Source organism: Pseudomonas sp. NY8896 (assembly GCF_039634505.1).
The window spans coordinates 1,548,717-1,573,740 of sequence record NZ_CP132350.1 but is presented as its reverse complement, the minus strand read 5'-3'; the positions used below and the strand labels follow the sequence as shown (position 1 = coordinate 1,573,740).

Annotated in this window: 21 protein-coding genes; 11 read left to right on the top strand and 10 right to left on the bottom strand. The window is 62.3% G+C overall.

From position 1 onward, the window contains the following. Positions 1 to 76: 76 nt before the first annotated feature. Positions 77 to 835 (bottom strand): Nif3-like dinuclear metal center hexameric protein, encoded by a 759-nt coding sequence (locus tag Q9451_RS06990; RefSeq protein WP_012274087.1) that lies wholly within the window; start codon positions 833 to 835, stop codon positions 77 to 79. A 168-nt stretch (positions 836 to 1,003) separates the two neighbouring features. Between Q9451_RS06990 and algW the strand changes: the two genes are divergently transcribed. Then, entirely contained in the window at positions 1,004 to 2,164 is a 1,161-nt protein-coding gene (gene algW / locus Q9451_RS06985) for a Do family serine endopeptidase AlgW (protein ID WP_012274088.1), read from the top strand. Between the two features lie 30 nt (positions 2,165 to 2,194). On the opposite strand, the gene Q9451_RS06980 is transcribed toward algW, so the two are convergent. The 4 genes from Q9451_RS06980 to Q9451_RS06965 all read right to left on the bottom strand — a co-directional run bounded on the left by Q9451_RS06980 (position 2,195) and on the right by Q9451_RS06965 (position 6,352). Beyond that, positions 2,195 to 2,959 (bottom strand): amino acid ABC transporter ATP-binding protein, encoded by a 765-nt coding sequence (locus Q9451_RS06980; protein WP_003251792.1) that lies wholly within the window; start codon positions 2,957 to 2,959, stop codon positions 2,195 to 2,197. Between the two features lie 10 nt (positions 2,960 to 2,969). Then, complete coding sequence (locus tag Q9451_RS06975) at positions 2,970 to 4,067, bottom strand: amino acid ABC transporter permease (protein WP_012274089.1); 1,098 nt, start codon at positions 4,065 to 4,067, stop codon at positions 2,970 to 2,972. Between the two features lie 10 nt (positions 4,068 to 4,077). Further along, complete coding sequence (locus Q9451_RS06970; protein WP_012274090.1) at positions 4,078 to 5,256, bottom strand: amino acid ABC transporter permease; 1,179 nt, start codon at positions 5,254 to 5,256, stop codon at positions 4,078 to 4,080. A gap of 67 nt (positions 5,257 to 5,323) precedes the next feature. Further along, positions 5,324 to 6,352, bottom strand: a complete 1,029-nt coding sequence (locus Q9451_RS06965) for an amino acid ABC transporter substrate-binding protein (protein ID WP_012274091.1) — start codon at positions 6,350 to 6,352, stop codon at positions 5,324 to 5,326. Between the two features lie 332 nt (positions 6,353 to 6,684). Between Q9451_RS06965 and Q9451_RS06960 the strand changes: the two genes are divergently transcribed. Further along, positions 6,685 to 7,341: an alpha/beta fold hydrolase gene (locus Q9451_RS06960; RefSeq protein WP_012274092.1), complete on the top strand. Its 657-nt coding sequence runs from the start codon at positions 6,685 to 6,687 to the stop codon at positions 7,339 to 7,341. 101 nt (positions 7,342 to 7,442) lie between these two features. Next, the gene (rhlB, locus tag Q9451_RS06955) at positions 7,443 to 8,912 is read left to right on the top strand and encodes an ATP-dependent RNA helicase RhlB (RefSeq protein ID WP_012274093.1); all 1,470 of its coding nucleotides are present in this window, start codon (positions 7,443 to 7,445) and stop codon (positions 8,910 to 8,912) included. A 163-nt stretch (positions 8,913 to 9,075) separates the two neighbouring features. On the opposite strand, the gene moaE is transcribed toward rhlB, so the two are convergent. The 5 genes from moaE to Q9451_RS06930 form a co-directional block, all read right to left on the bottom strand. After that, the gene (gene moaE, locus Q9451_RS06950; protein ID WP_012274094.1) at positions 9,076 to 9,522 is read right to left on the bottom strand and encodes a molybdopterin synthase catalytic subunit MoaE; all 447 of its coding nucleotides are present in this window, start codon (positions 9,520 to 9,522) and stop codon (positions 9,076 to 9,078) included. Positions 9,523 to 9,524: 2 nt separating this feature from the next. Then, positions 9,525 to 9,770, bottom strand: coding sequence for a MoaD/ThiS family protein (locus tag Q9451_RS06945; RefSeq protein ID WP_012274095.1), 246 nt, complete (start codon positions 9,768 to 9,770; stop codon positions 9,525 to 9,527). Next, the gene (gene moaC / locus Q9451_RS06940) at positions 9,770 to 10,240 is read right to left on the bottom strand and encodes a cyclic pyranopterin monophosphate synthase MoaC (protein ID WP_012274096.1); all 471 of its coding nucleotides are present in this window, start codon (positions 10,238 to 10,240) and stop codon (positions 9,770 to 9,772) included. The genes Q9451_RS06945 and moaC overlap by 1 nt, the downstream gene beginning before the upstream one ends. 106 nt (positions 10,241 to 10,346) lie before the next feature. Next, complete coding sequence (locus Q9451_RS06935; RefSeq protein WP_012274097.1) at positions 10,347 to 11,741, bottom strand: PhoH family protein; 1,395 nt, start codon at positions 11,739 to 11,741, stop codon at positions 10,347 to 10,349. A gap of 281 nt (positions 11,742 to 12,022) precedes the next feature. Next, a complete protein-coding gene (locus Q9451_RS06930) occupies positions 12,023 to 13,150 on the bottom strand; it encodes a polysaccharide deacetylase family protein (RefSeq protein ID WP_060493260.1) in 1,128 nt (375 codons plus the stop codon). A 137-nt stretch (positions 13,151 to 13,287) separates the two neighbouring features. Between Q9451_RS06930 and yaaA the strand changes: the two genes are divergently transcribed. From yaaA to Q9451_RS06890, 8 genes are all read left to right on the top strand, one after another. After that, entirely contained in the window at positions 13,288 to 14,067 is a 780-nt protein-coding gene (gene yaaA, locus Q9451_RS06925) for a peroxide stress protein YaaA (RefSeq protein WP_012274099.1), read from the top strand. 804 nt (positions 14,068 to 14,871) lie between these two features. Beyond that, positions 14,872 to 16,188: a UDP-glucose/GDP-mannose dehydrogenase family protein gene (locus Q9451_RS06920; RefSeq protein ID WP_012274100.1), complete on the top strand. Its 1,317-nt coding sequence runs from the start codon at positions 14,872 to 14,874 to the stop codon at positions 16,186 to 16,188. Between the two features lie 75 nt (positions 16,189 to 16,263). Next, complete coding sequence (locus tag Q9451_RS06915) at positions 16,264 to 17,745, top strand: glycosyltransferase family 2 protein (RefSeq protein ID WP_041166586.1); 1,482 nt, start codon at positions 16,264 to 16,266, stop codon at positions 17,743 to 17,745. 37 nt (positions 17,746 to 17,782) lie between these two features. Next, positions 17,783 to 18,949 carry an alginate biosynthesis protein Alg44 gene (locus tag Q9451_RS06910; protein ID WP_012274102.1) on the top strand — a complete coding sequence of 389 codons (1,167 nt, stop codon included), beginning with the start codon at positions 17,783 to 17,785 and terminating at the stop codon, positions 18,947 to 18,949. 21 nt (positions 18,950 to 18,970) lie between these two features. Then, positions 18,971 to 20,512, top strand: a complete 1,542-nt coding sequence (gene algK / locus Q9451_RS06905; protein WP_223296420.1) for an alginate biosynthesis TPR repeat lipoprotein AlgK — start codon at positions 18,971 to 18,973, stop codon at positions 20,510 to 20,512. Continuing rightward, a complete protein-coding gene (locus Q9451_RS06900; protein ID WP_012274104.1) occupies positions 20,509 to 21,987 on the top strand; it encodes an alginate export family protein in 1,479 nt (492 codons plus the stop codon). The genes algK and Q9451_RS06900 overlap by 4 nt, the downstream gene beginning before the upstream one ends. A gap of 22 nt (positions 21,988 to 22,009) precedes the next feature. Then, positions 22,010 to 23,569, top strand: coding sequence for a mannuronan 5-epimerase AlgG (algG, locus tag Q9451_RS06895; protein ID WP_012274105.1), 1,560 nt, complete (start codon positions 22,010 to 22,012; stop codon positions 23,567 to 23,569). A gap of 13 nt (positions 23,570 to 23,582) precedes the next feature. Continuing rightward, on the top strand, positions 23,583 to 25,022 hold the full coding sequence (locus Q9451_RS06890) for an alginate O-acetyltransferase (protein WP_012274106.1): 1,440 nt from the start codon (positions 23,583 to 23,585) through the stop codon (positions 25,020 to 25,022). The last annotated feature ends 2 nt before the right edge of the window (positions 25,023 to 25,024 follow it).

Here is a 25,024-nt window from a genome sequence, read left to right as displayed (position 1 = left end):
GGGGGTTTGGCTGATATTGGGGCCGCGTTGCGGCCCTTTGGGAGCAGGCGAGCCCGCGCAGAGGGCAGCACTGATTTCAGATGGGGTTCGGGCAATCGATGAACAGGTGCTCCACGGCAAACCGCCGCGCCAGGTAATCGCCCAGCGCCTGCACGCCATAGCGCTCGGTGGCATGGTGCCCGGCCGCAATGAAGCTGACCCCATTCTCGCGGGCACTGTGGTAAGTCTGCTCCGACGCCTCGCCTGTGAGGTACAGGTCCACCCCGGCCGCAATCGCCGTGTCGATGTAACCCTGCCCGCCACCGGTGCACCAGCCGACCCGACGGATCATCTCGTCGCCTTCGACCAGCAACGGCTCACGCCCCAGCACGTCCTGCACCCGCCTTGCAAAATCACGCGCGGTCACGGGCTCGGCCAGCGAACCGACCAACCCGACCACTTTGGGGTTCTCCGGGTCCAGCGGCCCTTCGACGGTGATGTCCAGTTGCCGCGCCAGTTGCACGTTGTTACCTACCTCCGGGTGCACGTCCAGCGGCAGGTGAAACGCCAGCAGGCTGATATCGTTGTTCAGCAAGGTTTTCAGGCGACGCTGGCGAATACCGGTGATGCATGGGTTTTCACCTTTCCAGAAGTAACCATGGTGCACCAGCACCAGGTCGGCCCCGGCCTCGACCGCTGCGTCCAGTAACGCCTGGCTGGCGGTAACGCCACTGACGATGCGGCTGACCTGTGGCCGGCCTTCGACCTGCAGGCCATTGGGGCAATAATCCTGGATCTTCGCGCTACCCAGGTAACGCTCGGCTTCTTCGACCAGGGTGTTTAGAGCGACGGCCATGAAAATCTCCTCGAAAACTGCGCTTTTCCCAGGCACAACGCCTAGCGAACGCCCGTATAATGCCGGCCATTATGGGCCGTCGCCGGCACTGGGGGAACCGGTGTATCATCGCGCGCGCTCATGCCCCACTGCGCGGCCGCTGGCCCCCGCTCTTTCCAGGATTCGTTCATGTTCAAGGCTTTGCGTTACTTTGGCTGGCCCCTGCTTACCGGCGTACTGATCGCCATGCTGATCATCCAGCGTTTCCCGGAATGGGTCGGCCTGCCCAGCCAGGACGTCAACCTGCAGCAAGCACCGCAGACCACGCGGATCATGCAAGGCCCGGTGTCGTACGCCGACGCCGTGACATTGGCCGCCCCGGCTGTGGTCAACCTGTACACCACCAAGGTGGTGAACAAAAGCGCTCACCCGCTCTTCGAAGACCCGCAGTTCCGCCGCTTTTTCGGCGACAACCTGCCCAAGCAGCGCCGCTGGGAATCAAGCCTGGGCTCGGCGGTGATCATGAGCCCCGAGGGCTACCTGCTGACCAACAACCACGTCACCAGCGGCGCCGACCAGATCGTCGTTGCGCTGAAGGATGGCCGCGAAACCTTGGCCCGCGTGATCGGCAGCGACCCGGAAACCGACCTGGCGGTGCTCAAGATCGACCTGAAGAATCTGCCGGCAATCACCATCGGCCGTTCCGACAACATCCATATCGGCGACGTGTCGCTGGCCATCGGCAACCCGTTTGGCGTCGGCCAGACCGTGACCATGGGCATCATCAGCGCCACCGGCCGCAACCAGCTGGGCCTGAACAACTACGAAGACTTCATCCAGACCGACGCGGCGATCAACCCCGGCAATTCGGGTGGCGCGCTGGTGGATGCCAATGGCAACCTGGTCGGCATCAACACGGCAATCTTTTCCAAGTCCGGCGGCTCGCAAGGCATCGGTTTTGCCATCCCGGTAAAACTGGCACTGGAGGTGATGAAGTCGATCGTCGAGCATGGCCAGGTGATTCGTGGCTGGCTGGGTATCGAAGTGCAGCCGCTGAGCCAGGAGCTGGCCGAGTCGTTCGGCATGAAGGACCGCCCAGGCATCGTGGTGGCGGGTATCTTCCGCGAAGGGCCGGCGGCCAAGGCCGGGCTGCAGCTGGGTGACGTGATCCTGAGCATCAACGGCGAGCCGGCCGGTGACGGGCGCAAGTCGATGAACCAGGTGGCGCGGATCAAGCCCAATGAGAAGATCACCATCGAGGTGATGCGCAATGGGCAGCAATTGAAGCTGGTTGCCGAGGTGGGGCTGCGGCCGCCGCCGGCGCCGGCTGCCAACCCGGAAGAGAAATAAAAATGGGGCCGCTTTGCGGCCCCAACTGCATCAGTGCAGGATCTGGCTGAGGAACAACTTGGTCCGATCACTGCGCGGCCGGTCGAAGAAGTCATCCGGCGCGGCTTGCTCCACAATCTCCCCCTTGTCCATGAAGATCACCCGGTTCGCCACAGTCCGGGCAAAGCCCATTTCGTGGGTTACGCAAAGCATGGTCATGCCATCTTCGGCCAGGCCCACCATGGTATCGAGCACTTCCTTGACCATTTCCGGGTCCAGCGCCGAGGTCGGTTCATCGAACAGCATGATCTTGGGTTTCATGCACAGCGCACGGGCAATCGCCACACGCTGCTGCTGGCCACCCGACAACTGCCCTGGGTACTTGTGCGCCTGCTCCGGAATACGCACCCGCTCCAGGTAATGCATGGCAATTTCCTCGGCCTTGCGCCGTGGCATCTTGCGCACCCACATCGGCGCCAGGGTGCAGTTTTCCAGAATGCTCAGGTGCGGGAACAGGTTGAAGTGCTGGAACACCATGCCCACTTCACGGCGGATAGCCTCGATCTGCTTGAGGTCGTTGGTCAGCTCCACCCCGTCGACCACGATACGCCCCTGCTGATGCTCTTCCAGGCGGTTGAGGCAGCGGATGGTGGTGGACTTGCCCGAGCCGGACGGCCCGCACAGCACGATGCGCTCGCCCTGGCGCACATTCAGGTTGATGTCCTTGAGCACATGGAACTGGCCGTACCACTTGTTCACACCCTGCATCTGGATGATGCCTTCGGGGCCAGCAGGCTGCTTGATCGCTTCACTCATTTCGAAACTCCTAACGCTTGTGGCCAGTGTCCAGCTTGCGCTCCAGATGCATGGAGTAGCGGGACATACCGAAACAGAAAACCCAGAACACCAGGGCGGCGAACACATAGCCCTCGGTGGCCATGCCCAGCCAGGCCGGGTCAGCGGCGGCTTGCTTGACGCTGTTCAGCAGGTCGAACAGGCCGATGATGATCACCAGGCTGGTGTCCTTGAACAGGGCGATGAAGGTGTTGACGATGCCGGGGATCACCAGCTTGAGTGCCTGCGGCAGGATCACCAGGCCCATCGAGCGCCAGTAGCCCAGGCCCATGGCCGCAGCGGCTTCGTACTGGCCCTTGGGGATGGCCTGCAGGCCACCGCGCACCACCTCGGCGATGTACGCCGACTGGAACAGGATCACGCCGATCATCGCCCGCAGCAGCTTGTCGAAGCTCATGCCTTCAGGCAGGAACAACGGCAGCATCACCGAGGACATGAACAGCACGGTGATCAGCGGTACGCCGCGCCAGAACTCGATGAAGGTCACGCACACCACCTTCACGGCTGGCATCCGCGAACGCCGGCCCAGGGCCAGCAGGATGCCCAGCGGCAAGGCACCGACGATACCCACGGTGGCGATCACCAGGGTCAGCATCAGCCCGCCCCATTGGCTGGTCGGCACGCTATCCAGGCCCAGGTAGCCCCCGTGCAGCAGGGTGTAGGCCAAAACCGGGTACAGCACCAGGAAGCCCAGGCCATAGAAGGCCTTGCGCGGGAAGCGCTTGATGAACAGCGGGGCGGCACCGAGCACGGCAAGCCACACGGTCAGGTCCACGCGCCAGCGCAGCTCCGCCGGGTAGTAGCCGTACATGAACTGGCCGAAGCGCTGCTGCACGAACACCCAGCAGGCGCCCTCCTTGGTGCAGTCGGCGCGGGTGGTGCCGACCCAGTTGGCGTCGATCAACGCCCACTGCAGCAACGGCGGCACGATCAGCCACACCAGGTACAGGGCAAACAGGGTCAACAACGTGTTGAGCCAGCTGGAGAACAGATTGGCACGCATCCATGCGAGCACGCCGACGGTTTTCACCGGTGGCGGCATATCGGGTTTGAAAACATGGGCATTCACGGGCGTATCCTCACCGCTCGATCAGCGCAATGCGCTTGTTGTACCAGTTCATCAGCAGCGAAATGCTGATGCTGATGGCGAGATAGACACTCATGGTGATGGCGATCACCTCGATGGCCTGGCCGGTCTGGTTGAGCACGGTACCGGCGAACAGTGAGACCATTTCCGGGTAGCCGATACCGGCCGCCAGCGACGAGTTCTTCGCAAGGTTCAGGTACTGGCTGGTCAGCGGCGGAATGATCACCCGCAGTGCCTGGGGGATGATCACCTTGCGCAGGGTCGGGCCCTCGCGCAGGCCGAGCGAACGGGCGGCTTCGGTCTGGCCATGGCTGACCGAACGGATGCCGGAACGCACGATTTCAGCGATGAAAGCTGCCGTATAAATAGTCAGCGCCAAGGTCAGCGCCAGCAGTTCGGGGATCAATACCCAGCCACCGACGAAGTTGAAGCCCTTCAGCTGCGGTACTTCCCAGGTCACCGGGCTGCCGAACAACAGCACGCTCAAGCCCGGGATGGCGATCAACAGCGCCAGCCCTGCCCAGAACTTGTGGAACGGCACGCCAGTCTCGTCAAAGCGTTTGTTGGCCATGCGCACCATCACGGCAATGGCCGCGATTGCCACCACCACGGCCACTGCAAACGGCCAGAAACCATCGGCCATGGAGGCGCCCGGCATGTTCAGGCCACGGTTGCTGATGAAGAACATATCGTCGATGTTGATGCTGCCCCGTGGGCCTGGCAGGGTCAGGAACACGGCGAAATACCAGAACAGGATCTGCAACAGCGGCGGGATATTGCGGAAGGTTTCCACATACACGGTCGCCAGCTTGTTGATCATCCAGTTTGGCGACAGCCGCGCCACACCGATGATGAAGCCCAGGATCGTCGCCAGGATGACACCGATGAAGGTCACCAGCAGGGTATTGAGCAGGCCGATGACGAACACCCGCGCATAGCTGTCGGATTCCACGTAGGGGATCAGGTGCTGGGCGATGCCGAAGCCGGCACTGCGGTCCAGAAAGTCGAAGCCCGACGTGATGCCTCGGTGCTGCAGGTTGGTTTGCGTGTTGTGGAACAGGTACCAGCCCAGACCGACCACGAAGACGATCGTGAGAATCTGGAACAGCCACGCGCGCACACGCGGATCGTTAAGGGACAAGCCCTTGGGTGCGCCGATTTGATTTTGCATGAAGTGCCCCGGACAGTAGGGATTCGAACAGCCTGCGGCGGCGGGATGCCGCCGCAGGGTGCAACCATCAGCGCACAGGTGGCGCGTACTGGATGCCGCCGTTGTTCCACAGGGCGTTCATGCCACGGTCGATCTTCAGGTCGGTGCTCTGGCCCAGGTTCTTCTCGAAGACTTCGCCGTAGTTGCCGACTTGCTTGACGATCTGCACTACCCAGTCTTTGGGCAGTTTGAGGTCCTTGCCGTACTCGCCATCCCCACCCAGCAGGCGGGCGACGTCCGGGTTCTTGGTGGCCTTGGCCTCAGCTTCGACGTTCTTCGAGGTGATGCCCGCCTCTTCGGCGTTGAGCATGGCGAACAGGGTCCATTTGACGATGCTGAACCACTCCTCGTCGCCCTTGCGCACTACCGGGCCCAGTGGCTCCTTGGAGATGGTTTCCGGCAGCACCACGTAGTCGGTCGGCGCGGCCAGCTTGGAGCGCTGGGCGAACAGCTGCGACTTGTCCGAAGTCAGCACGTCGCAACGGCCGGACTCCAGCGACTTGGCGCTTTCGTCGGACGTGTCGAAGGTGATCGGGGTGTACTTCAGGTTATTGGCGCGGAAGAAGTCCGATACGTTCAGCTCGGTGGTGGTACCGGCCTGGATGCAGATGGTCGCGCCATCGAGCTCCTTGGCGCTGGAAACACCCAGCTTCTTGTTGACCAGGAAGCCGACGCCGTCATAGTAGGTGACACCGGCGAACACCAGGCCCATGCCCGCATCGCGCGAGCTGGTCCAGGTGGTGTTGCGCGACAGCACGTCGACTTCGCCCGATTGCAGGGCGGTGAAGCGTTCCTTGGCGTTGAGCTGGCTGAACTTGACCTTGGTGGCATCGCCAAACACGGCGGCGGCCACGGCACGGCAGACATCGGCGTCGATACCGACGATCTTGCCCTGTGCATCAGGTACCGAGAAGCCTGGAAGACCGTCGCTCACGCCACACTGGACGAAGCCCTTTTTCTTTACCGCATCGAGGGTGGCGCCGGCCTGGGCATTGCTCACGGCGCCCAGCGCGGCGGCAGCGGTCAGGACTGCCAGGGTGGTTTTCAACATCTTCATTCACAACCTCCAAATCGCTCTTGTTGTATCGAGCCGGAATTGCACCGCACCCTTTTGAGGCGTATCCGACCCGTATTGGCTTGTTATTGGGTCAATTGGCGCAATGGACTGTTCTGTGACAGCCTTCGCGTGCAAAGGGTGTTACCGTCACGGCTTGCCCTTTGCATCACAGGTTGAATTGCAAAGGGCGTACCAGATTCTTTGGCTGTAGCGTTTAAGCGCTCGTCAAGTAGGGAAAGTTGTATCGTTGCGACATTCTTTTTCCGACAATCATTTCCCGTGCCTTCTTTTCACGCACGCCATAACAAGACACGCACATTTTCGGAGCAGTCATGACCAACCCGCTGATTCTCGAACCACAGAAAACCGCTGACGCCTGTGTGATCTGGTTGCACGGTCTGGGGGCCGATCGTTACGACTTCCTACCTGTGGCCGAATTCATGCAGGAGCGCCTGCTCAGCACCCGCTTCATCATGCCCCAGGCGCCAACCCGCCCCGTGACCATCAACGGCGGCTACGCCATGCCCAGCTGGTACGACATCAAGGCCATGACCCCAGCCCGCGCCATCGACGAAGCTCAGCTGGAGGAGTCGGCCGAGCAAGTGGTTGCCCTGATCAAGGCCGAGCAGGCCAAAGGCATCAACCTGTCGCGGATCTTCCTGGCCGGTTTCTCCCAGGGTGGTGCGGTGGTGCTGCACACTGCCTATATAAAGTGGCAAGAAGCACTGGGCGGGGTGATCGCCCTGTCCACCTACGCCCCCACCTTCAACGACCAGCACCAGTTGAGTGCCTGCCAGCAACGCACCCCGGCCCTGTGCCTGCATGGGGTGCACGACCCGGTAGTGATCCCGTCCATGGGCCGCACCGCCTTCGAGTACCTGAACACCTGGGGCGTCGCCGCCCGCTGGCACGAGTACCCGATGGAGCACGAAGTGGTAGTCGAAGAGCTGAACGACATTCACGAATGGCTGGCCAAGCAACTGCAATAAGCCGCGACCGCCTGTAGTTGTAGGGCTATTCCACTACGCCGCGCCCGAATCTTGCATTACACTGCCCGGCGTACATTCCTTAACCAGTTGATGAGACGATCGTGCTCAAGGCACTCAAGAAAATATTCGGCAAGGGAGACGCCGCGCCACAGGCCGTCGCTCCTGCTGCCAGCGTGACGCCACCGGCGCCCACGCCCGCCAGCGAGCCCCGGCCCGCAGCCAAACCGGCCGCCCCGCGCGCCAACCCCACCCCCAAGGCTGAGCGGCCTGCCGCCGTTACGCCAGCGCCAGCAGCCGAGAAGCCGGCCAAGGACAAACCGCGTCGCGAGCGCAAGCCCAAACCGCAGGCCAGCCTATGGAAGCCCGAAGACTTCGTGGTCGAGCCGCAGGAAGGCAAAACCCGTTTCCACGACTTCAAGCTGTCCAACGAGCTGATGCACGCCATCCACGACCTGGGCTTCCCATACTGCACGCCGATTCAGGCGCAGGTACTGGGTTACACCCTGCGTGGCCAGGACGCCATCGGCCGGGCCCAGACCGGTACCGGCAAGACCGCCGCATTCCTGATCTCGATCATTTCCCAGTTGCAGCAAACGCCCCCGCCCAAGGAACGCTACATGGGCGAACCGCGCGCGCTGATCATCGCCCCTACCCGCGAGCTGGTGGTGCAGATCGCCAAGGACGCCGCGGCCCTGACCAAGTACACCGGCCTGAACGTGATGAGCTTCGTCGGTGGCATGGACTTCGACAAGCAGCTCAAGGCCCTGGAAGCGCGCCACTGCGATATCCTGGTGGCCACCCCGGGCCGCCTGCTGGACTTCAATCAGCGCGGCGAGGTGCACCTGGACATGGTCGAGGTGATGGTGCTGGACGAAGCCGACCGCATGCTCGACATGGGCTTCATCCCCCAGGTTCGCCAGATCATTCGCCAGACGCCGCCGAAGAGCGAGCGCCAGACCCTGCTGTTCTCCGCCACCTTCACCGACGACGTGATGAACCTGGCCAAGCAGTGGACCACCAACCCGGCCATCGTCGAGATCGAACCGGAAAACGTCGCCAGCGAAACGGTCGAGCAGCATGTGTATGCCGTGGCCGGCAGCGACAAGTACAAGCTGCTGTACAACCTGGTGACCCAGAACAAGTGGGAACGGGTAATGGTGTTCGCCAACCGCAAGGACGAAGTGCGGCGTATCGAAGAAAAGCTGGTGCGTGACGGCATCAATGCCGCCCAGCTGTCGGGCGACGTGCCGCAACACAAGCGCATCCGTACCCTGGAGAGCTTCCGTGAAGGGCGCATCACCGTGCTGGTGGCGACCGACGTGGCGGGGCGTGGTATTCACATCGATGGTATCAGCCATGTGATCAACTTCACCCTGCCGGAAGACCCGGACGACTACGTGCACCGCATTGGCCGAACTGGCCGTGCGGGGAGCAGTGGTGTGTCGATCAGCTTTGCCGGTGAGGATGATTCCTACCAGTTGCCGGCGATCGAAGAACTGCTGGGGCGCAAGATCAAGTGTGAAATGCCGCCGGATGAGCTGTTGAAGCCGGTGCCGCGCAAGCACCACTGATTACCCGAAATGCTAACGCCGTCCCTGTAGGAGCGGCCTTGTGTCGCGAAAGGGCCGCGCAGCGGCCCCAAAGATTTCATCTTTAATGCAGCTATTGCCGGGGCCGCTTTGCGGCCCTTTCGCGACACAAGGCCGCTCCTACAGGGAATCGGTGCAACCTTGACTACCAGCGCCCCGCCGCATCCTGGTCACTCTGCTTCCCTTCCACCCACCGCGGCCCTTCCTCGGTATTCTCCTTCTTCCAGAACGGCGCCCGGGTCTTCAGGTAGTCCATGATGAAGTTGCAGGCGTCGAACGCTGCCTGCCGATGGGCACTGGCCACACCGACGAACACGATCGGCTCACCCGGCTCCAGCGCACCGATGCGGTGCAGCACTTCCACCTTCAGCAGTGGCCAGCGCTGCTCGGCCTCGACCACGATCTTGGCCAAGGCCTTCTCGGTCATGCCGGGATAGTGTTCAAGGAACATCCCCGCCACTTCACGGCCATCGTTGAAATCCCGCACATAGCCGACAAAACCGACCACCGCGCCCACGCCGACGTTGGCCGCATGCATGGCATTGACCTCGGCCCCCGGGTCGAACGCGCCTTGCTGCACTCGCACTGCCATGTTCAGCCTCCGGTCACCGGCGGGAAAAACGCCACTTCATCACCCTCTGCCAGCGGCTCGTCGAGTTTGCACAGTTCTTCGTTACGCGCGGACATCAGGTTCTGCTCGGCCAGCACCGCATATTGCCCGCCCTTGGCCACCAGGACCTGGCGGACATCGTCCAGCACCTTGAACGCGCCCTCTACATGCTCGGCATCCACGCCCAGCAGCTCGCGGTAACGGGCAAAATAACTCACCTTGACCTTCATCACGCCTGCACCTTGTAGTGACCGCTCTTGCCGCCGAGCTTTTCCAGCAGGCGCACTTGCTCGATGACCATGCCCTTGTCCACCGCCTTGCACATGTCATAGATCGTCAGCGCCGCCACACTGGCTGCGGTCAACGCTTCCATCTCCACACCGGTCTGCCCCGCCAGCTTGCAACGGGCGACGATACGCACAGTGTCCTGGCCCTCGGCACTGAGTTCGACCTTGACGCTGGTCAGCATCAATGGGTGGCACAGCGGGATCAGGTCGCTGGTCTTCTTCGCCGCCTGGATCCCGGCAATGCGCGCCACGGCGAACACGTCGCCTTTGGGGTGTTCACCGTCGACGATCATCTGCAACGTCTGCGGCAACATGCGCACCCGCGCCTCGGCGGTGGCCTCGCGCTCGGTCACGGCCTTTTCAGTGACGTCGACCATGTTGGCCCGCCCCTGGGAATCAAGATGTGTCAGCACTGCTCTGCTCCTGTGAAGGGAACAGCCAGTGTAAACCCGTGGGTCAGGTTTGAGCAGAGGGTTTGACCGCGAAGAGGCCGGGCGGCGAACCGCCCGGCGGCAAGGGTTACAGATGCGACTCGGCGTACTCGGCCAGCACCGAGCGTGGCACGCCCTGCAGGGTGATGTGCACGCCGTGGGGGAAGTCCTTGAAACGCTCGGTCAGGTAGGTCAGGCCCGAGCTGGTCGCGGACAGGTAGGGGGTGTCGATCTGCGCCAGGTTGCCCAGGCAGACCACCTTGGAACCGGAGCCGGCACGGGTAATGATGGTTTTCATCTGGTGCGGCGTCAGGTTCTGGCACTCGTCGATCAGGATCAGGCTTTGCTGGAAGCTGCGGCCACGGATGTAGTTCAGCGACTTGAACTGCAACGGCACGCGTTCGAGGATGTACTCGACGCTGCCATGGGTACTTTCGTCATCCATGTGCAAGGCTTCGAGGTTGTCGGTGATAGCGCCCAGCCACGGCTCCATTTTCTCCGCTTCGGTACCCGGCAGGAAGCCGATCTCCTGGTCCAGCCCCTGCACGCTGCGGGTGGCGATGATGCGCCGGTAGCGCTTGCTGACCATGGTCTGCTCGATGGCCGCAGCCAGGGCCAGGATGGTCTTGCCGGAGCCTGCGGCGCCGGTCAGGTTGACCAGGTGGATATCCGGGTCGAGCAAGGCGAACAGCGCCAGGCTTTGGTGGATGTCGCGTGGTTTCAGGCCCCAGGCTTCCTGGTGCAGCAGCGGTTCCTGGTGCAAGTCGAGCAGCAGCAGTTCGTCGTTGCGGATGCCCTTGATCCAGCCGACGAAGCCCTGCTCATCGATGATGAACTCGTTGATATGCACGGCTGGCAAGTTGTCGATCATCTGCACCCGATGCCAGGTACGGCCACGCTCCTGGCGGGTATCGACCTTGCTGACGCGGTCCCAGAACGAGCCGGTGACCGAGTGGTAACCCTTGGACAGCAAGGACACGTCATCGACCAACTGGTCGGTGCTGTAGTCCTCGGCCGCAATGCCACAGGCGCGCGCCTTCAGGCGCATGTTGATGTCTTTGGTGACCAGCACCACGTCCAAGTCGGTGCGCCGGCTGCGTACGTCGAGCAAGGTGTTGATGATGATGTTGTCGTTGAGGTTTTCCGGCAGCAACTTGCTGGGCTCGTTGCGCGGGCTCATCAGGATCGACAGGAAGCCCTTGGGCCCGCTTTTGTTGCGCTGGATCGGCACGCCCTGCTCGACATCGCTAGGCGAAGCGTCACCAAGGGTCTGGTCGATCAGGCGGATGGCCTGCCGGCATTCGGCGGCGATGGTCTGTTTACCGGTCTTGAGCTTGTCGAGTTCCTCCAGCACCGTCATCGGAATGGCGACATGGTGCTCCTCGAAGTTCAGTAACGCGTTGGGGTCGTGAATCAGGACGTTGGTATCGAGCACATAGAGGATTGGCTTGCTGGAGGAAGGGTTGCGTCCTTGGTCATCCATACTCGGTCACCTTATGTCGAAGCCATACGGCGCGGTCTGTTGCGCCGCAAAGTGACTGCCGCTGTTCCCGTATCCGCGTTGTTACGGGCGGGAAGCGAACCTGGCAAGGTGGGCCTGGATGACGCCACCTGTGCTGCAGGAATCGGCTGTCTGGTTTCTTCATACCGCAAAAACCATGACCAAAAAAAGCATTTTTACGTGTTTTTGAACTTTATTTTTCTGATTGACGAAGCCCTCTTGGCGGCAGGGCCAGAGGGGTCTACGCTCAGAAGTCATACCCTCTATTCGCTATATCCATATTCTCGGCAACTCTCCCAGCCAATCCCGCTCTGGGCGGTATTGCGCAGCACCCATTCCACCGCCGGCTGCGCCTTGGGCAGGCTGTCATGGAACTGGATCACGCCCTTGCGCCACAGCAGCATCAGGGTCAGTACACGCTGCGCCGACGCCTCTGCGCTCAGTGCGCCGTCATCCTGGGCATCGATATCCCATAACGATACCCGCAGCTGTTGGCTGGCCATGAACGCCTCGCCGTCGGCCCGGCGCTGGCCATAAGGCGGGCGGAACAGCGGCACATACTGTTCCGGCAAGTCGGCCTGCACCCGCGCCTGGCTGCGCCGCAGCGAATCCTGCCAGTCGGTCCACTGCGCATGGGAGCGGTACTCCCAACCCTGGATGCCCACGCACTGGCCGCCATAGAGCCGGCGCAAGGCGTTCGCAGCCCCGCCATCCCGGCGTTGCTGCAGACGGTTGCCGAGCACGAAGAACGTGCCTTCGAGCTTCTGCCGGCGCAAGTAATCGGTGAGTAAATCGGTACTGCCACTCTCAGGCCCGGGCCCGCCGACGAAGGTCAGCAGGAACATACGGTCGTTCAATTCGTCGCCATTGCGCTCGCGCGAAGACAACCGCTCGATTTCGCTACTGGTCTGCGGCAACAACGCCGCCTTGCGCAGCTGCTCGTCCAGATAGCGCACATGAAACTGATGGCTTGGCTCGACCCAGCCGGTATAGAACGTGCCGACATCAGCAGCGAACGTGGCTGCCTGCGTGCGCAACTCCGCCATCGACGTAACCGGGTAGCAGAACGACGCGTCCTGCTCGCAACTGCGCTGCGCCTGTTGATAACCTGCCCACAACCGCTGCCACATACGTGCCCGCACCTGGCGCACCTTCTGCAGGTTGATCTGCCGCAGCCCCAGCCTCGCCGCCAGCGCCGAGTCATCCAGCAACTCGCTTTCGTGCAGCACCTGGGCGAACGAAAGGATTTCCGCCCGCGAGGCCACGTCGAACAGCGCCGGGCTGTTCAGTTGCTCGGGCCACAGGCTGCGGTCCAGGCTGACCTGGGGTGAAGGGGCGGCTTGCACGGCCAGGCTCAGCAGAGCGGCCAGCAAGGCAAAGGCAGTGCGCACGGTCGAAGGCTCCGCAACGGCAAAACGCGAACTATAGCGCCTGCATCGGCCATGGTCTGTGACTATCGTCGCCATAGTTTGGACTTGCACCGCCCAGCCCGTAGAATCCTCGACCAACGATGCCAGGAGCCGACCCGATGCTGACGGTGATTTCCCCCGCCAAGACCCTCGACTACGACACCCCGCCAGTAACCGAGCGTTTCACCCTGCCCCAGTACCTGGATGACTCCCAGGCGCTGATCCAGCAGCTGCGCGAACTGTCGCCAGCGCAGATCAGCGAACTGATGCACCTGTCCGACAAGCTCGCGGGCCTGAATGCCGCTCGTTTCGGCAGCTGGACCCCAGACTTCACCCCCGCCAATGCCAAACAGGCGCTGCTGGCGTTCAAGGGTGACGTGTACACCGGCCTCGACGCCGAAAGCCTGGCTGAAGACGACTTCAGTTACGCACAAGACCACCTGCGCATGCTTTCTGGCCTGTACGGCCTGCTGCGCCCGCTGGACCTGATGCAGCCCTACCGCCTGGAAATGGGCACCAAGCTGGCCAACGCACGCGGCAAGGACCTGTACGCCTTCTGGGGCACACGCATCAGCGAATGGCTGAACGAGGCCCTGGCCGAACAGGGTGATGACGTGCTGCTGAACCTGGCCAGCAATGAGTACTTCAGCGCGGTGAAACGCAGCGCGCTGAAGGCCCGGGTGATCAATGTCGATTTCAAGGACCTGAAGAACGGCCAGTACAAGATCATCAGCTTCTACGCCAAGAAAGCCCGCGGCATGATGAGCCGCTTCGTCATCCAGCAGCGCATCAGCGACCCAGAGCAGCTCAAGCAGTTCGATGTGCAGGGCTATTACTACAGTGCCGAGCAGTCCAAGCCGGACCATCTGGTGTTCCTGCGCGATCACCCTGCCGATTAAGCCTGCAAAGCCCTCTTCGCGGGCGTGTCCGCGAAGGGGCCATCAGCCAAGCCCCATCCCCTCCGCCCTGCAACAGGGCACGATGCAAATCGCCATCACGCCATAAATCAGGCGCCAACAAATCGACATGCCTACCTTTATCGCCAAACGCCATAAGACCGTTCATACCTTTTTTGACGAATTTTGAAAAATATTTTCCGATACTGGCATAAAAACATCTCGTAACAGTTACACCCTTGATACACGGGGGTGAAACACCCGCGTGCTATCAAATTGAAACTGCCTACAACTGAATAAATATTTAGAAATCTTTCATCCGAGCGAAACCGGCTCAGGAACTTCTGCTAGGAGCAATCGCTCATAGTGCCGTAACGATTTTCCTGCCTGTGGGCTGTGAGAGATGACTTACAGATGACAACGGCAGGTATCCACTACCGTGCCCTTACAACTTCGACAGGTACTACGGGAACACCCCAAGACCGTGTCCATGCTGGAGATACGCGCCCCTTAAAAATCGTCCTAGTGGTTGATTTCAAAGGATTTATCCACTTGAAAAAACAAGCACAGCAACGCGCCAAGTAGCGCATTGCAATAAAGACGGCTGCATTTCAGGGCACGTTTTTTAATTGATGGCTTTTTACTGCCAACTTTGAGCGCATAACTTTTTGCGCTCCGGATTTATTTTGCCTGCGCTCGGCGAAGTGTGCATTCGCCATGGATCCGTGCGCCCGAAAACTGTTGTTAATCAACCCAGCCCGGCACTCTGCGGAGGCGCCGGCGTGATAAACACATGAGGTGATAGCGATGCGTATCAGCATCTTTGGTTTGGGTTATGTGGGTGCAGTCTGTGCAGGCTGCCTGACGGCGCGTGGCCATGAAGTGATCGGTGTGGACGTGTCCAGCACCAAGATCGACCTGATCAACCAGGGCAAGTCGCCCATCGTCGAACCTGGCCTGGAAGCACTGCTGCAACAGGGCATCGCCAATGGCCGCCTGCGTGGCACCACCGACTTCGCCGAAGCCATCCGTGCCAGCGATGTGTCGATGATCTGCGTGGGTACGCCCAGCAAGAAAAACGGCGACCTGGGCCTTGAGTACATCGAATCGGTGTGCCGTGAAATCGGCTACGTGCTGCGTGACACCACCCGCCGTCACACCATCGTGGTGCGCAGCACCGTGCTGCCGGGCACCGTCAAGAATGTGGTCATCCCGATCCTCGAAGACTGCTCGGGCAAAAAGGCCGGCGTCGACTTCGGTGTCGCGGTCAACCCGGAATTCCTGCGTGAAAGCACCGCCATCAAGGACTACGACCAGCCACCGATGACGGTTATCGGCGAACTGGACAGCGCCAGCGGCGACATCCTCCAGGCCCTGTACGAAGAGCTTGACGCCCCGGTCATCCGCAAGCCGATCGAGGTGGCCGAGATGATCAAGTACACCTGCAACGTGTGGCACGCCACCAAGGTCACCTTCGCCAACGAAATCGGCAACATTGCCAAGGCGGTAGGCGTTGATGGCCGTGAAGTGATGGACGTGGTCTGCCAGGACACGGTGCTGAACCTGTCCCAGTACTACATGCGCCCAGGTTTCGCCTTCGGCGGCTCGTGCCTGCCCAAGGACGTGCGTGCCCTCACCTACCGTGCTGCCAGTCTCGATGTGCGCGCACCGCTGCTCGACTCGCTGATGCGCAGCAACGAATCGCAGGTGCAGAACGCTTTCGAGCTGATCGAAGCCCACGACAAGCGCAAGGTCGCCCTGCTGGGCCTGAGCTTCAAAGCCGGCACCGACGACCTGCGCGAAAGCCCACTGGTCGAGCTGGCCGAGCGCCTGATCGGCAAGGGCTACCAGTTGGACATCTACGACGAGAACGTCCAGTACGCCCGCGTCCACGGCGCCAACAAGGACTACATCGAATCGAAGATCCCGCATGTGTCGTCGCTGCTCAATGCCAACTTCCAGCAGGTGATCGACAACGCCGACATCATCGTCCTCGGCAACCGTGACGAGCAGTTCCGCGCGCTGGCCCAGCAAGCGCCAGCTGGCAAGCAAGTAATCGACTTGGTCGGTTTCATGAGCAAACCAACCTGCACCACCAGCCGTACCGAAGGCATCTGCTGGTAAGTGCCTGACCGGGCAGCGCAAGCCCTCCCCACTTGCGCTGCCCACCCTCCCCCGAATTCTCGACGGATGCTGAACATGCAAAGGCTCCAGACCGTGCTGTTGCAGTGCGCCGGGTGGCTGCTCTACATGAGCCTGCTCATGCTGATCGCCCTGGCCCTGCCAGCCGATATCTTCGACTCGCAATCGAAGCACTTCATCTTCCTGGTCGGCGCAGTCGGCATCTGGCGCTATTCCATGGGCGCCACCCATTTCATCCGCGGCATGATCTTCCTCTACGGCGTGTACCCGTACCTGCGCCGCAAGGTGCAGAAAATGGGCACTGCTGCCGACCCGTCGCACGTTTACCTGATGGTGACCAGCTTCCGCATCGAAGCGCTGACCACCGCCCAGGTGTACAGCTCGGTGATCCGCGAGGCGATCAACTGCGGCTTCCCCACCACCGTGGTCTGCTCACTGGTGGAAATGTCCGATGAGCTGCTGGTGAAAAGCCTGTGGGCCAAATACAACCCACCAGCCCATGTGAAGCTGGACATCGTGCGCATCGCCGGCACCGGCAAGCGCGATGGCCTGGCCTACGGCTTCCGCGCCATCTCACGCATGCTGCCGGACGAGAACGCCGTGGTGGCGGTGATCGACGGGGACACCGTGCTGGCCGATGGCGTGGTACGCAAGACCGTACCGTGGTTCAAGCTGTTCCCCAACGTCGGTGGCCTGACCACCAACGAATTCTGCGAGGTGCGCGGCGGCTACATCATGAGCGAGTGGCACAAGCTGCGCTTCGCCCAGCGCCACATCAACATGTGCTCGATGGCACTGAGCAAGCGCGTGCTGACCATGACCGGGCGCATGTCGATGTTCCGCGCCAGCGTGGTGACCAACCCCGAATTCATCGCCGATGTTGAAAGCGACTCACTGATGCACTGGCGCCTGGGCCGCTTCAAGTTCCTCACCGGTGACGACAAGTCCAGCTGGTTCAGCCTGATGCGCCTGGGCTACGACACGTTCTACGTGCCGGACGCGGCCATCAACACGGTCGAGCACCCGCCGGAAAAAAGCTTCTTCAAAGCCAGCCGCAAGCTGATGTACCGCTGGTACGGCAACAACCTGCGGCAGAACTCCCGCGCACTGGGCCTGGGCCTGGGCCGCCTGGGGTTGTTCACCAGCATCGTGCTGTTCGACCAGCGCGTGTCGATGTGGACCAGCCTGCTGGGCCTGACCGTGGCGGTGATCGCCAGCCTCAAGTTCGGCCTGGCCTTCCTGCTGGTGTACCTGCTGTGGATCGGCATTACCCGCCTGATCCTCACCATCATGCTGCTGTGCTCCGGCCACAACGTAGGCCCGGCCTACCCGCTGATTCTCTATTACAACCAGATCATCGGCGCACTGATGAAGATCTACGTGTTCTTCCGCCTCGACAAACAGTCGTGGACGCGTCAGCCCACTGCCCTCAAGCGTGACCTCGCCAGCTTTCAACAATGGTTCAACACCTGGTCCTCGCGGACCATGACCTTCTCGGCTGCCAGCATCTTCGTTGCTGTGCTGTTCATGGTCGTGTGAGCCCAACCCGGATCGGATCTAACAGGAACAAACCACCATGAATACCGCCGTGAACGTCAATGTCGTGCATGAGTCCGAAGCCCAGCGCCAACACGCCCGGGTACGCATTCCCGCCAAGCTGCGCTTCCTGGACGCCCAGCGCCAGACCCACGAAGTCAAGGTCGACGACCTTTCCGCAGGAGGCCTGAGCTTCCACACCAAGCAGCAGCTGACGGTAGGCGATGTACTGCGCGGGCGCCTGCAGTTCGTGGTCGACAACCTGGGCCTGTCGATCGACATCGAGTTCCAGGTGCGCTCGTACAACCCGGACAATGGCCGTACCGGCGCGCAGTTCCAGAACCTTGAACCACGCGACATCGCCACGCTGCGGCACATCATCACCAGCCACCTGTCCGGTGAGCTGATCAGCATCGGCGACGTGCTCAGTACCCTGCAGCGCGACAACTTCACCAAGGCGCGCAAGCAGAAGGACGGTGGTTCTGGCCTGAGCGCCTTCGGCCGGCTCAAGGCCGTTACCGTCACCCTCGGCGTGTTCGTGGTCGGCGTTGCAGCTTTTGGCTTCGTCGCCAAGTCGCTGTACGGCATGTACTTCGTCAGCCATGCCGAAGCGGGTGTGGTCGCGGTACCGACCACCACCGTCACCATGCCGCGCGACGGTACTGTGAGCAGCCTGGTCGAAAGTGGCGGGCAGATCGCCAAGGGCGCGCCACTGGCCAGCTTCACCACCAGCATGCTGGACATGCTCAAGGGCAACCTTGAAGACGCACAGCTGGAGCCGGCGAAGATCGAGGAGCTGTTCGGCAAGCAGCTGTCCGGCACCCTCACCAGCCCCTGCGATTGCGTGGTCGCCCGCCAGTTGGTGGACGATGGCCAGTACGCAGCTAAAGGCCAGGCGATCTTCCAGCTGATCCCGCGCACCACCACGCCGATGGTCGAGGCCCGCTTCAGCTACCGCCAGTTCGACGAGGTCAAGCCGGGTACCCGGGTCAACTTCCAGGTCGCCGGCGAAGACGAAGTGCGCACCGGCCAGATCGTCAGCAGCACCAGCCTCAACAGCGAAGACCTGTCCTCCGACATCCGCGTGCAGATCAAGCCTGACACTGGAATGCCCGCCGAACTGGCCGGCCGCCCGGCTTCGGTCAACAGCGACCGTGGCCCGTCTATGAACTGGCTGATCGACAAAGCAGTGGCCCGTGGGCTGTAAGAGGAACTTGCGATGACTAGCATGCCGCCGTTGCGAGGGCTTTGCCCTCGATCGCGACACAAGGCCGCTCCTACAGGGTCCGAGTCGTTCTCCCATCTGTCGCCTGGCACTCAACCTGTAGGAGCGGCCTTGCGTCGCGATCGAGCGCGCAGCGCTCGCCCATTCGCATGGTGCACACTCGCCCTGGCCATTACCCTGGCCGGCTGTGCCGGCCTGCCTGACCAGCGCCTGGCCAACGAAGCCATGAAGCGCGGCGACACGGCTTTGGCCGAGCGCAACTACAAGGCCCTGGCCGACCTGGGCTACAGCGAAGCACAAGTAGGCCTGGCAGACATCAAGGTGGCCACCCGCGACCCATCGCAAATCAAGGAAGCCGAGGCCACCTACCGCGCAGCGGCGGCCACTTCGCCCCGTGCCCAGGCGCGCCTTGGCCGCCTGCTGGTGGCCAAGCCCGACAGCACCCAGGCCGAACGCGAAGAAGCCGAAACCCTGCTCAAGCAGGCTGCGAAGCAGGGCGAAAGCAATACCCTGATTCCGCTGGCAATGCTCTACCTCAGCTACCCGCAGAGCTTCCCCAAGGTCAATGCGCAGCAGCAGATCGACCAATGGCGCGCCGCCGGCAACCCGGAAGCGGGCCTGGCCCAAGTGCTGCTGTACCGCACCCAGGGCACCTACGACCAGCACCTGGGCGACGTGGAGAAGATCTGCAAGGCCGCCCTGAACAGCACCGACATCTGCTACGTCGAACTGGCCACCGTGTACCAGAAGCGTGGCCAGGCCGACCAGCAAGCCGCCCTGCTCGCCCAGTTGAAGTCCGCCTACGCCCGTGGCGCGGTGCCGGCCACTCGGGTCGACAGTGTTGCCCGGGTGCTGGCCGACCGCAGCCTTGGCCAGACCGACGAGAAAACCGCCAAGGACCTGCTTGAGCAGGTGGCCCCCGCCAACCCGGCATCCTGGGTCAGCCTGGCGCAACTGCTGTACGACTTCCCCGAACTGGGCGATACCGACCAGCTAATGGCTTACATCGACAAGGGCCGCGAGGCCGAACAACCACGCGCCGAACTGTTGCTGGGCCGCCTGTACTACGAAGGCAAAACCCTGCCAGCCGACGCGAAAAAAGCCGAGCAGCACCTGCAAGCCGCCGCCGACGCTGGCGAAATCAGCGCCCATTACTACCTGGGCCAGCTGTACCGCCGTGGCTACCTGGGCAATGTCGAGCCGCAGAAAGCCGTCGATCACCTGCTGGCCGCCGCCCGTGGTGGGCAGAACAGCGCCGACTATGCCCTGGCCCAGCTGTTCAGCGAAGGCCACGGCATCCGCCCGCAACCGGGCAACGCCTGGGTGTTCGCCCAGCTGTCGCAGGCCAACCCGACGCCGCAATCGAGCGAACTGCTGCAGCAACTCGACCAGCAACTCACGCCTGACCAGCGCAGCCAGGCCCAGCAACTGTTGGGCCAGGAAAAGCGCGCACGCGGCAGCATGGCGCAGGGCGCGAACAGCACCCTGGCCCTCGAAGCCCTGCAAGACGACGAAAAAGAAGTAGACGGTGAGGACTCGCTATGACGCTCAATCCCTTCGTGAAAGCCGGCATCGGCCTGAGCTTCGCCCTGCTGTGGTCCTGCCCGACCCTGGCGGAAATGACCGCTGAAAAGAATTTTGGCCTGGACGTGAAAATCACCGGCCAGTCGGAAGACGACCGCGACCTGGGCACCCGCCCTGGTGGAGACGTCAACGGCCTGGGCCTGGACCTGCGCCCTTGGGTGTACGGCGAGCGCGGTAACTGGAGTGCCTATGCTATGGGCCAGGCCGTCGCCGCCACCGACACCATCGAAACCGACACCCTGCGCCAGAACGACGACGGCACCAGCACCGAAACCGGCGACGACAGCCGCCAACCGGACAAAAGCTACCTGGCCATGCGCGAGTTCTGGGTCGGCTACAGCGGCCTCACCGCCTACCCCGGCGAGCAACTGCGCTTCGGCCGCCAGCGCCTGCGCAGCGACGATGGCATGTGGCGCGACACCAACATCGAAGCATTGAACTGGACCTTCGACACCACCCTGCTCAAGGCCGACCTGGGCGTGGCCCAGCGCTTCAGCGAGTACCGCACCGACCTCACCGAACTGGCCCCGGAAGACAAGGACCGCACCCACATCTACGGCAACGTCGCCACGCAGTGGACGCCTGGCCATTGGGTTGGCGTGCGGGCACACCATACGCACGACAGCGGCAGCCTGAAAAACCCCGGCGAAACCGTCGACGCGCTGGACAAGACCCGCACTGGCGACTTGACCTGGCTGGGCCTGGAAGCCAACAGCGACGCCTACAACTGGCGCAACGACCACACCGTCAACTACTGGGGTAGCGTCACCTGGCTGACCGGTGACCGCGACACCCTCAGCAGCCAGGCCGTCGGCAACGATCAGGTTGCCACCGGCAAGCAGAGCGGCGACGTCAATGCATGGGCCACCGACCTTGGCATTCGCCTGCGCCTGGACCCGCAATGGCAGGTCGGTGCGGCCTACGCCCGTGGCAGCGGCGGTGGTGGCGACGACGGCTCGAACAACTTCGAGCAGACCGGCCTTGAGAGCAACCGCTCCAACTTCACCGGCACCCGCTCGCGCGTGCACCGCTTCGGCGAAGCTTTCCGTGGCGAGCTGGGCAACTTGCAGGCAGCCACCCTGTTCGCCTCCTGGCAGCTGCGCGACGACTACGACGCCAGCCTGATCTACCACAAATTCTGGCGGGTCGACGGTAACCAGAACATCGGCTCCAGCGGCATCAACGCGGTGGTCAACGACAACGGCGTGAACCGCCCGCTGGTCGACGGCGAAAAAGACCTTGGCCAGGAAATGGACGTGGTCGTGACCAAGTACTTCAAGCAAGGCCTGCTGCCGGCATCGATGAGCCAGGCCATCGACGAGCCGTCCGCTCTGGTGCGCCTGCGTGCCGGTGTATTCAAGCCGGGCGATGCCTACGGCAAGGAAGCGGACTCGTACATGCACCGCGCCTTCGTCGATGTGATCTGGCGCTTCTGAGGCCGGTAGGGGACTGACCGTTATGAACCTTCACCCGCACTTACGTCACAGCCTGTTGGCCAGCGCCTTGCTGCTGGCCAGCGGCCTGGCCGCTGCCGCAGAACCCCAGGTGATCGCCAAGGAGCTGCAGCAGGCCAAGACCTACACAGTGGCCAGCGCACCGATCGAACCGCTGCAGATGGACCCGCCAAAGCTGCCCGACTTGACCGGTTTCACCGCCGAGGCGGTGCAGAAGAAGATCGACCGTAGCCACAAAGGCAAGGTCAGCCTGCGCCGCATGTTCCAGGAGGACACCCTCAAGGAGTTCGTCGGCGGCGACAACAAGGCAGCCGAGTGGGTGCAGCGCCAGCACGGCATTCCGCAGGCGATCTTCGTCGATGACGGCCATGTCGACCTGGTCGAGCTGAGCAAGAAGGTGCCCAAACAGTACCTCAGCGAAGTCGAGCCCGGTGTGTACCTGGCGCGCCTGCCGATCGTGGTCGGGCAAAAGGGCATCCTCGAGATCGACGGCAAGGTCAAGCAGCTGCGCCTGTCCCAGGAGGGCGGTTCGTTCCTGGTCAACGACGGCAAGCTGTTCGTCACCGACACCCAGGTGACCGGCTGGCGGGAAAAGGACAATGGCCCGGCCACCTTCCGCTCGCCCAAGGAATTCCGCCCGTTCCTGCTGTCGTGGGGCGGCACCGAGACCTACATCGTCAACACCAGGATGGCCAGCTTCGGCTACGCCAAGTCCAAGTCGTATGGCGTGAGCATTTCGCAGTACACGCCGAACATGGCCAAGCGCATGGGCCGCCCGGAACCCACCGGCTGGATCATCGGCTCGGAATTCAGCGACATGTGGTACGGCTTCTATTGCTACGAAACCCAGGATTTCGTGGTCAAGGACAGCACCTACCGCGACAACATCGTCTACGGCATCGACCCGCACGACCGCTCGCACCGCCTGATCATCGCCGGCAACACGGTGTACGGCACCAAGAAGAAGCACGGCATCATCGTTTCGCGTGAGGTCAACGACAGCTGGATCATCAACAACAAGAGCTACGACAACAAGCTCTCGGGCGTAGTGATCGACCGTAACAGCGTCAACAACCTGGTGGCCTACAACGAGATTTACCGCAACCACACCGACGGCATCACCCTGTACGAAAGTGGCGACAACCTGATCTGGGGCAACAAGCTGATCAACAACCGCCGCCACGGCATCCGCGTGCGCAACAGCGTGAACATCCGTCTGTACGAAAACGTCGCCATGGCCAACGGCCTGGTCGGCGTGTACGGCCACATCAAGGACCTGTCCGACACCGACCGCGATATTGCCCTCGACCCGTTCGACACCAAGGTGTCGCTGATCGTGGTGGGTGGCGAGCTGGCGGCCAACGGCTCCGGCCCGCTGTCGATCGACTCGCCGCTGTCGGTCGAACTGTACAAGGTGTCCATGCTCGCCCCACGCAAGGCCAGCGGCATCAGCCTCAATGGCGTGCTGGGCGAGCGCCAGGACGAAATCCTCGACCTGCTGGTACGCCAGCAGAAGGCTGTGCTGATCGACCCGGTCGAACGCCAGACCGAAATGATCGATTAAGGAAGCCCAGACCATGACTCCACACCTGATGAAACTGCTGGGCCTGTCCGCCGCCCTTCTGGCGATCAGCCAGGGCGTGCGCGCCGAAGACGTCAAGGCCCCGACCTTCAGCGCCGAGCCCTGCTGCCAGCTGTGCCCCGAAGCGCACGATGCCAGCCGCTACACCACCCGCTACCAGCAGAACTTCACCACGCTGGTGCAGGCCAAGGGTGACTGGCTGTTCCGTACCCGCGAAGACCTGCGCACCGAGTTCACCACCACCCCGGCCGGCTACAAGCGCCTGCAACAAGTGCACGACGCGTTCAAGAAGCGTGGCGTGGAACTGGTGGTGGTGTACCAGCCGACCCGTGGCCTGGTGAACCGCAACATGCTCAACCCGGCCGAGAAAGCCGCCTTCGACTACCCAAAGGCCCTGGGCAACTACCAGGCCATGCTCAAGCGCTTCGCCAGCATGGGCTACAACGTGCCCGACCTGTCGCCGCTGACCAACGAGCAACTGGCCGCCGCCGACCAGGGCAAGGACTTCTACTTCCGTGGCGACCAGCACTGGACGCCCTATGGCGCCGAGCGCGCGGCAAAAATCGTGGCCGACACCGTGCACAAGATGCCGGCCTTCGAAGGCATACCGCGCAAGGAATTCGAGACCAAGAAGTCCGGGCGCATGGGCAAGACCGGCACCCTGCATAACGTAGCCGGCCAGCTGTGCGGCACCAGCTACGCGGTGCAGTACATGGACCAGTTCGCCACCGAGCCGAAAGGTTCGAGCGGCGGCGACGACCTGTTCGGTGACGGCGGCAACGCGCAGATCACCCTGGTCGGCACCAGCCACAGTGGCAAGAACTACAACTTCTCGGGCTTCCTCGAGCAATACATCGGCGCCGACGTGCTCAACGTCGCCTTCCCTGGCGGTGGCCTGGAGGGCTCGATGATCCAGTACCTGGGCAGCGAGGAATTCCAGAAGCACCCGCCGAAGATCCTGGTGTGGGAGTTCTCCCCGCTGTACCGCCTGGACCAGGAAACCATCTGGCGGCAAATCCTTGGCCTGCTCGATGACGGCTGCGACGACCGCCCTGCCCTGATGAGCGCCAGCACCACCCTCAAGCCCGGCAAGAACGAGCTGATGGTCAACGGCAAGGGCGGCGTGATCAAAGACTTGATCAACCGCAACCTGCAGATGGACGTGAAGTTCGAAGACCCGTCGGTGAAGGTGTTGCAAGCCACCCTCTGGTACCTCAACGGCCGCCACGAGGACATCAAGCTGGAAAAACCGGAAACCTCCGACACCGACGGCCGCTTCGTCTTCCAAATGCGTGAAGACGAAGACTGGGCCAGCCAGGGCCTGCTGGCGTTCGAGGTACAGGGGCCGGAAAGCGGCACCCAGAAGGTCGAGGCCAAGCTCTGCAAACGCAACAACTTCGCCGTGCCTGCGCAGACCGCGCAGGCCGGCCAGTGAGG

Bases quoted from the DNA above. Each gene is read 5' to 3' on its own strand.
- Q9451_RS06990 (WP_012274087.1), bottom strand. From the start codon at position 835: ATGGCCGTCGCTCTAAACACCCTGGTCGAAGAAGCCGAGCGTTACCTG.
- algW (WP_012274088.1), top strand. From the start codon at position 1,004: ATGTTCAAGGCTTTGCGTTACTTTGGCTGGCCCCTGCTTACCGGCGTA.
- Q9451_RS06980 (WP_003251792.1), bottom strand. From the start codon at position 2,959: ATGAGTGAAGCGATCAAGCAGCCTGCTGGCCCCGAAGGCATCATCCAG.
- Q9451_RS06970 (WP_012274090.1), bottom strand. From the start codon at position 5,256: ATGCAAAATCAAATCGGCGCACCCAAGGGCTTGTCCCTTAACGATCCG.
- Q9451_RS06965 (WP_012274091.1), bottom strand. From the start codon at position 6,352: ATGAAGATGTTGAAAACCACCCTGGCAGTCCTGACCGCTGCCGCCGCG.
- Q9451_RS06960 (WP_012274092.1), top strand. From the start codon at position 6,685: ATGACCAACCCGCTGATTCTCGAACCACAGAAAACCGCTGACGCCTGT.
- moaE (WP_012274094.1), bottom strand. From the start codon at position 9,522: ATGGCAGTGCGAGTGCAGCAAGGCGCGTTCGACCCGGGGGCCGAGGTC.
- Q9451_RS06945 (WP_012274095.1), bottom strand. From the start codon at position 9,770: ATGAAGGTCAAGGTGAGTTATTTTGCCCGTTACCGCGAGCTGCTGGGC.
- Q9451_RS06935 (WP_012274097.1), bottom strand. From the start codon at position 11,741: ATGGATGACCAAGGACGCAACCCTTCCTCCAGCAAGCCAATCCTCTAT.
- yaaA (WP_012274099.1), top strand. From the start codon at position 13,288: ATGCTGACGGTGATTTCCCCCGCCAAGACCCTCGACTACGACACCCCG.
- Q9451_RS06920 (WP_012274100.1), top strand. From the start codon at position 14,872: ATGCGTATCAGCATCTTTGGTTTGGGTTATGTGGGTGCAGTCTGTGCA.
- Q9451_RS06915 (WP_041166586.1), top strand. From the start codon at position 16,264: ATGCAAAGGCTCCAGACCGTGCTGTTGCAGTGCGCCGGGTGGCTGCTC.
- Q9451_RS06910 (WP_012274102.1), top strand. From the start codon at position 17,783: ATGAATACCGCCGTGAACGTCAATGTCGTGCATGAGTCCGAAGCCCAG.
- algK (WP_223296420.1), top strand. From the start codon at position 18,971: ATGCCGCCGTTGCGAGGGCTTTGCCCTCGATCGCGACACAAGGCCGCT.
- Q9451_RS06900 (WP_012274104.1), top strand. From the start codon at position 20,509: ATGACGCTCAATCCCTTCGTGAAAGCCGGCATCGGCCTGAGCTTCGCC.
- algG (WP_012274105.1), top strand. From the start codon at position 22,010: ATGAACCTTCACCCGCACTTACGTCACAGCCTGTTGGCCAGCGCCTTG.
- Q9451_RS06890 (WP_012274106.1), top strand. From the start codon at position 23,583: ATGACTCCACACCTGATGAAACTGCTGGGCCTGTCCGCCGCCCTTCTG.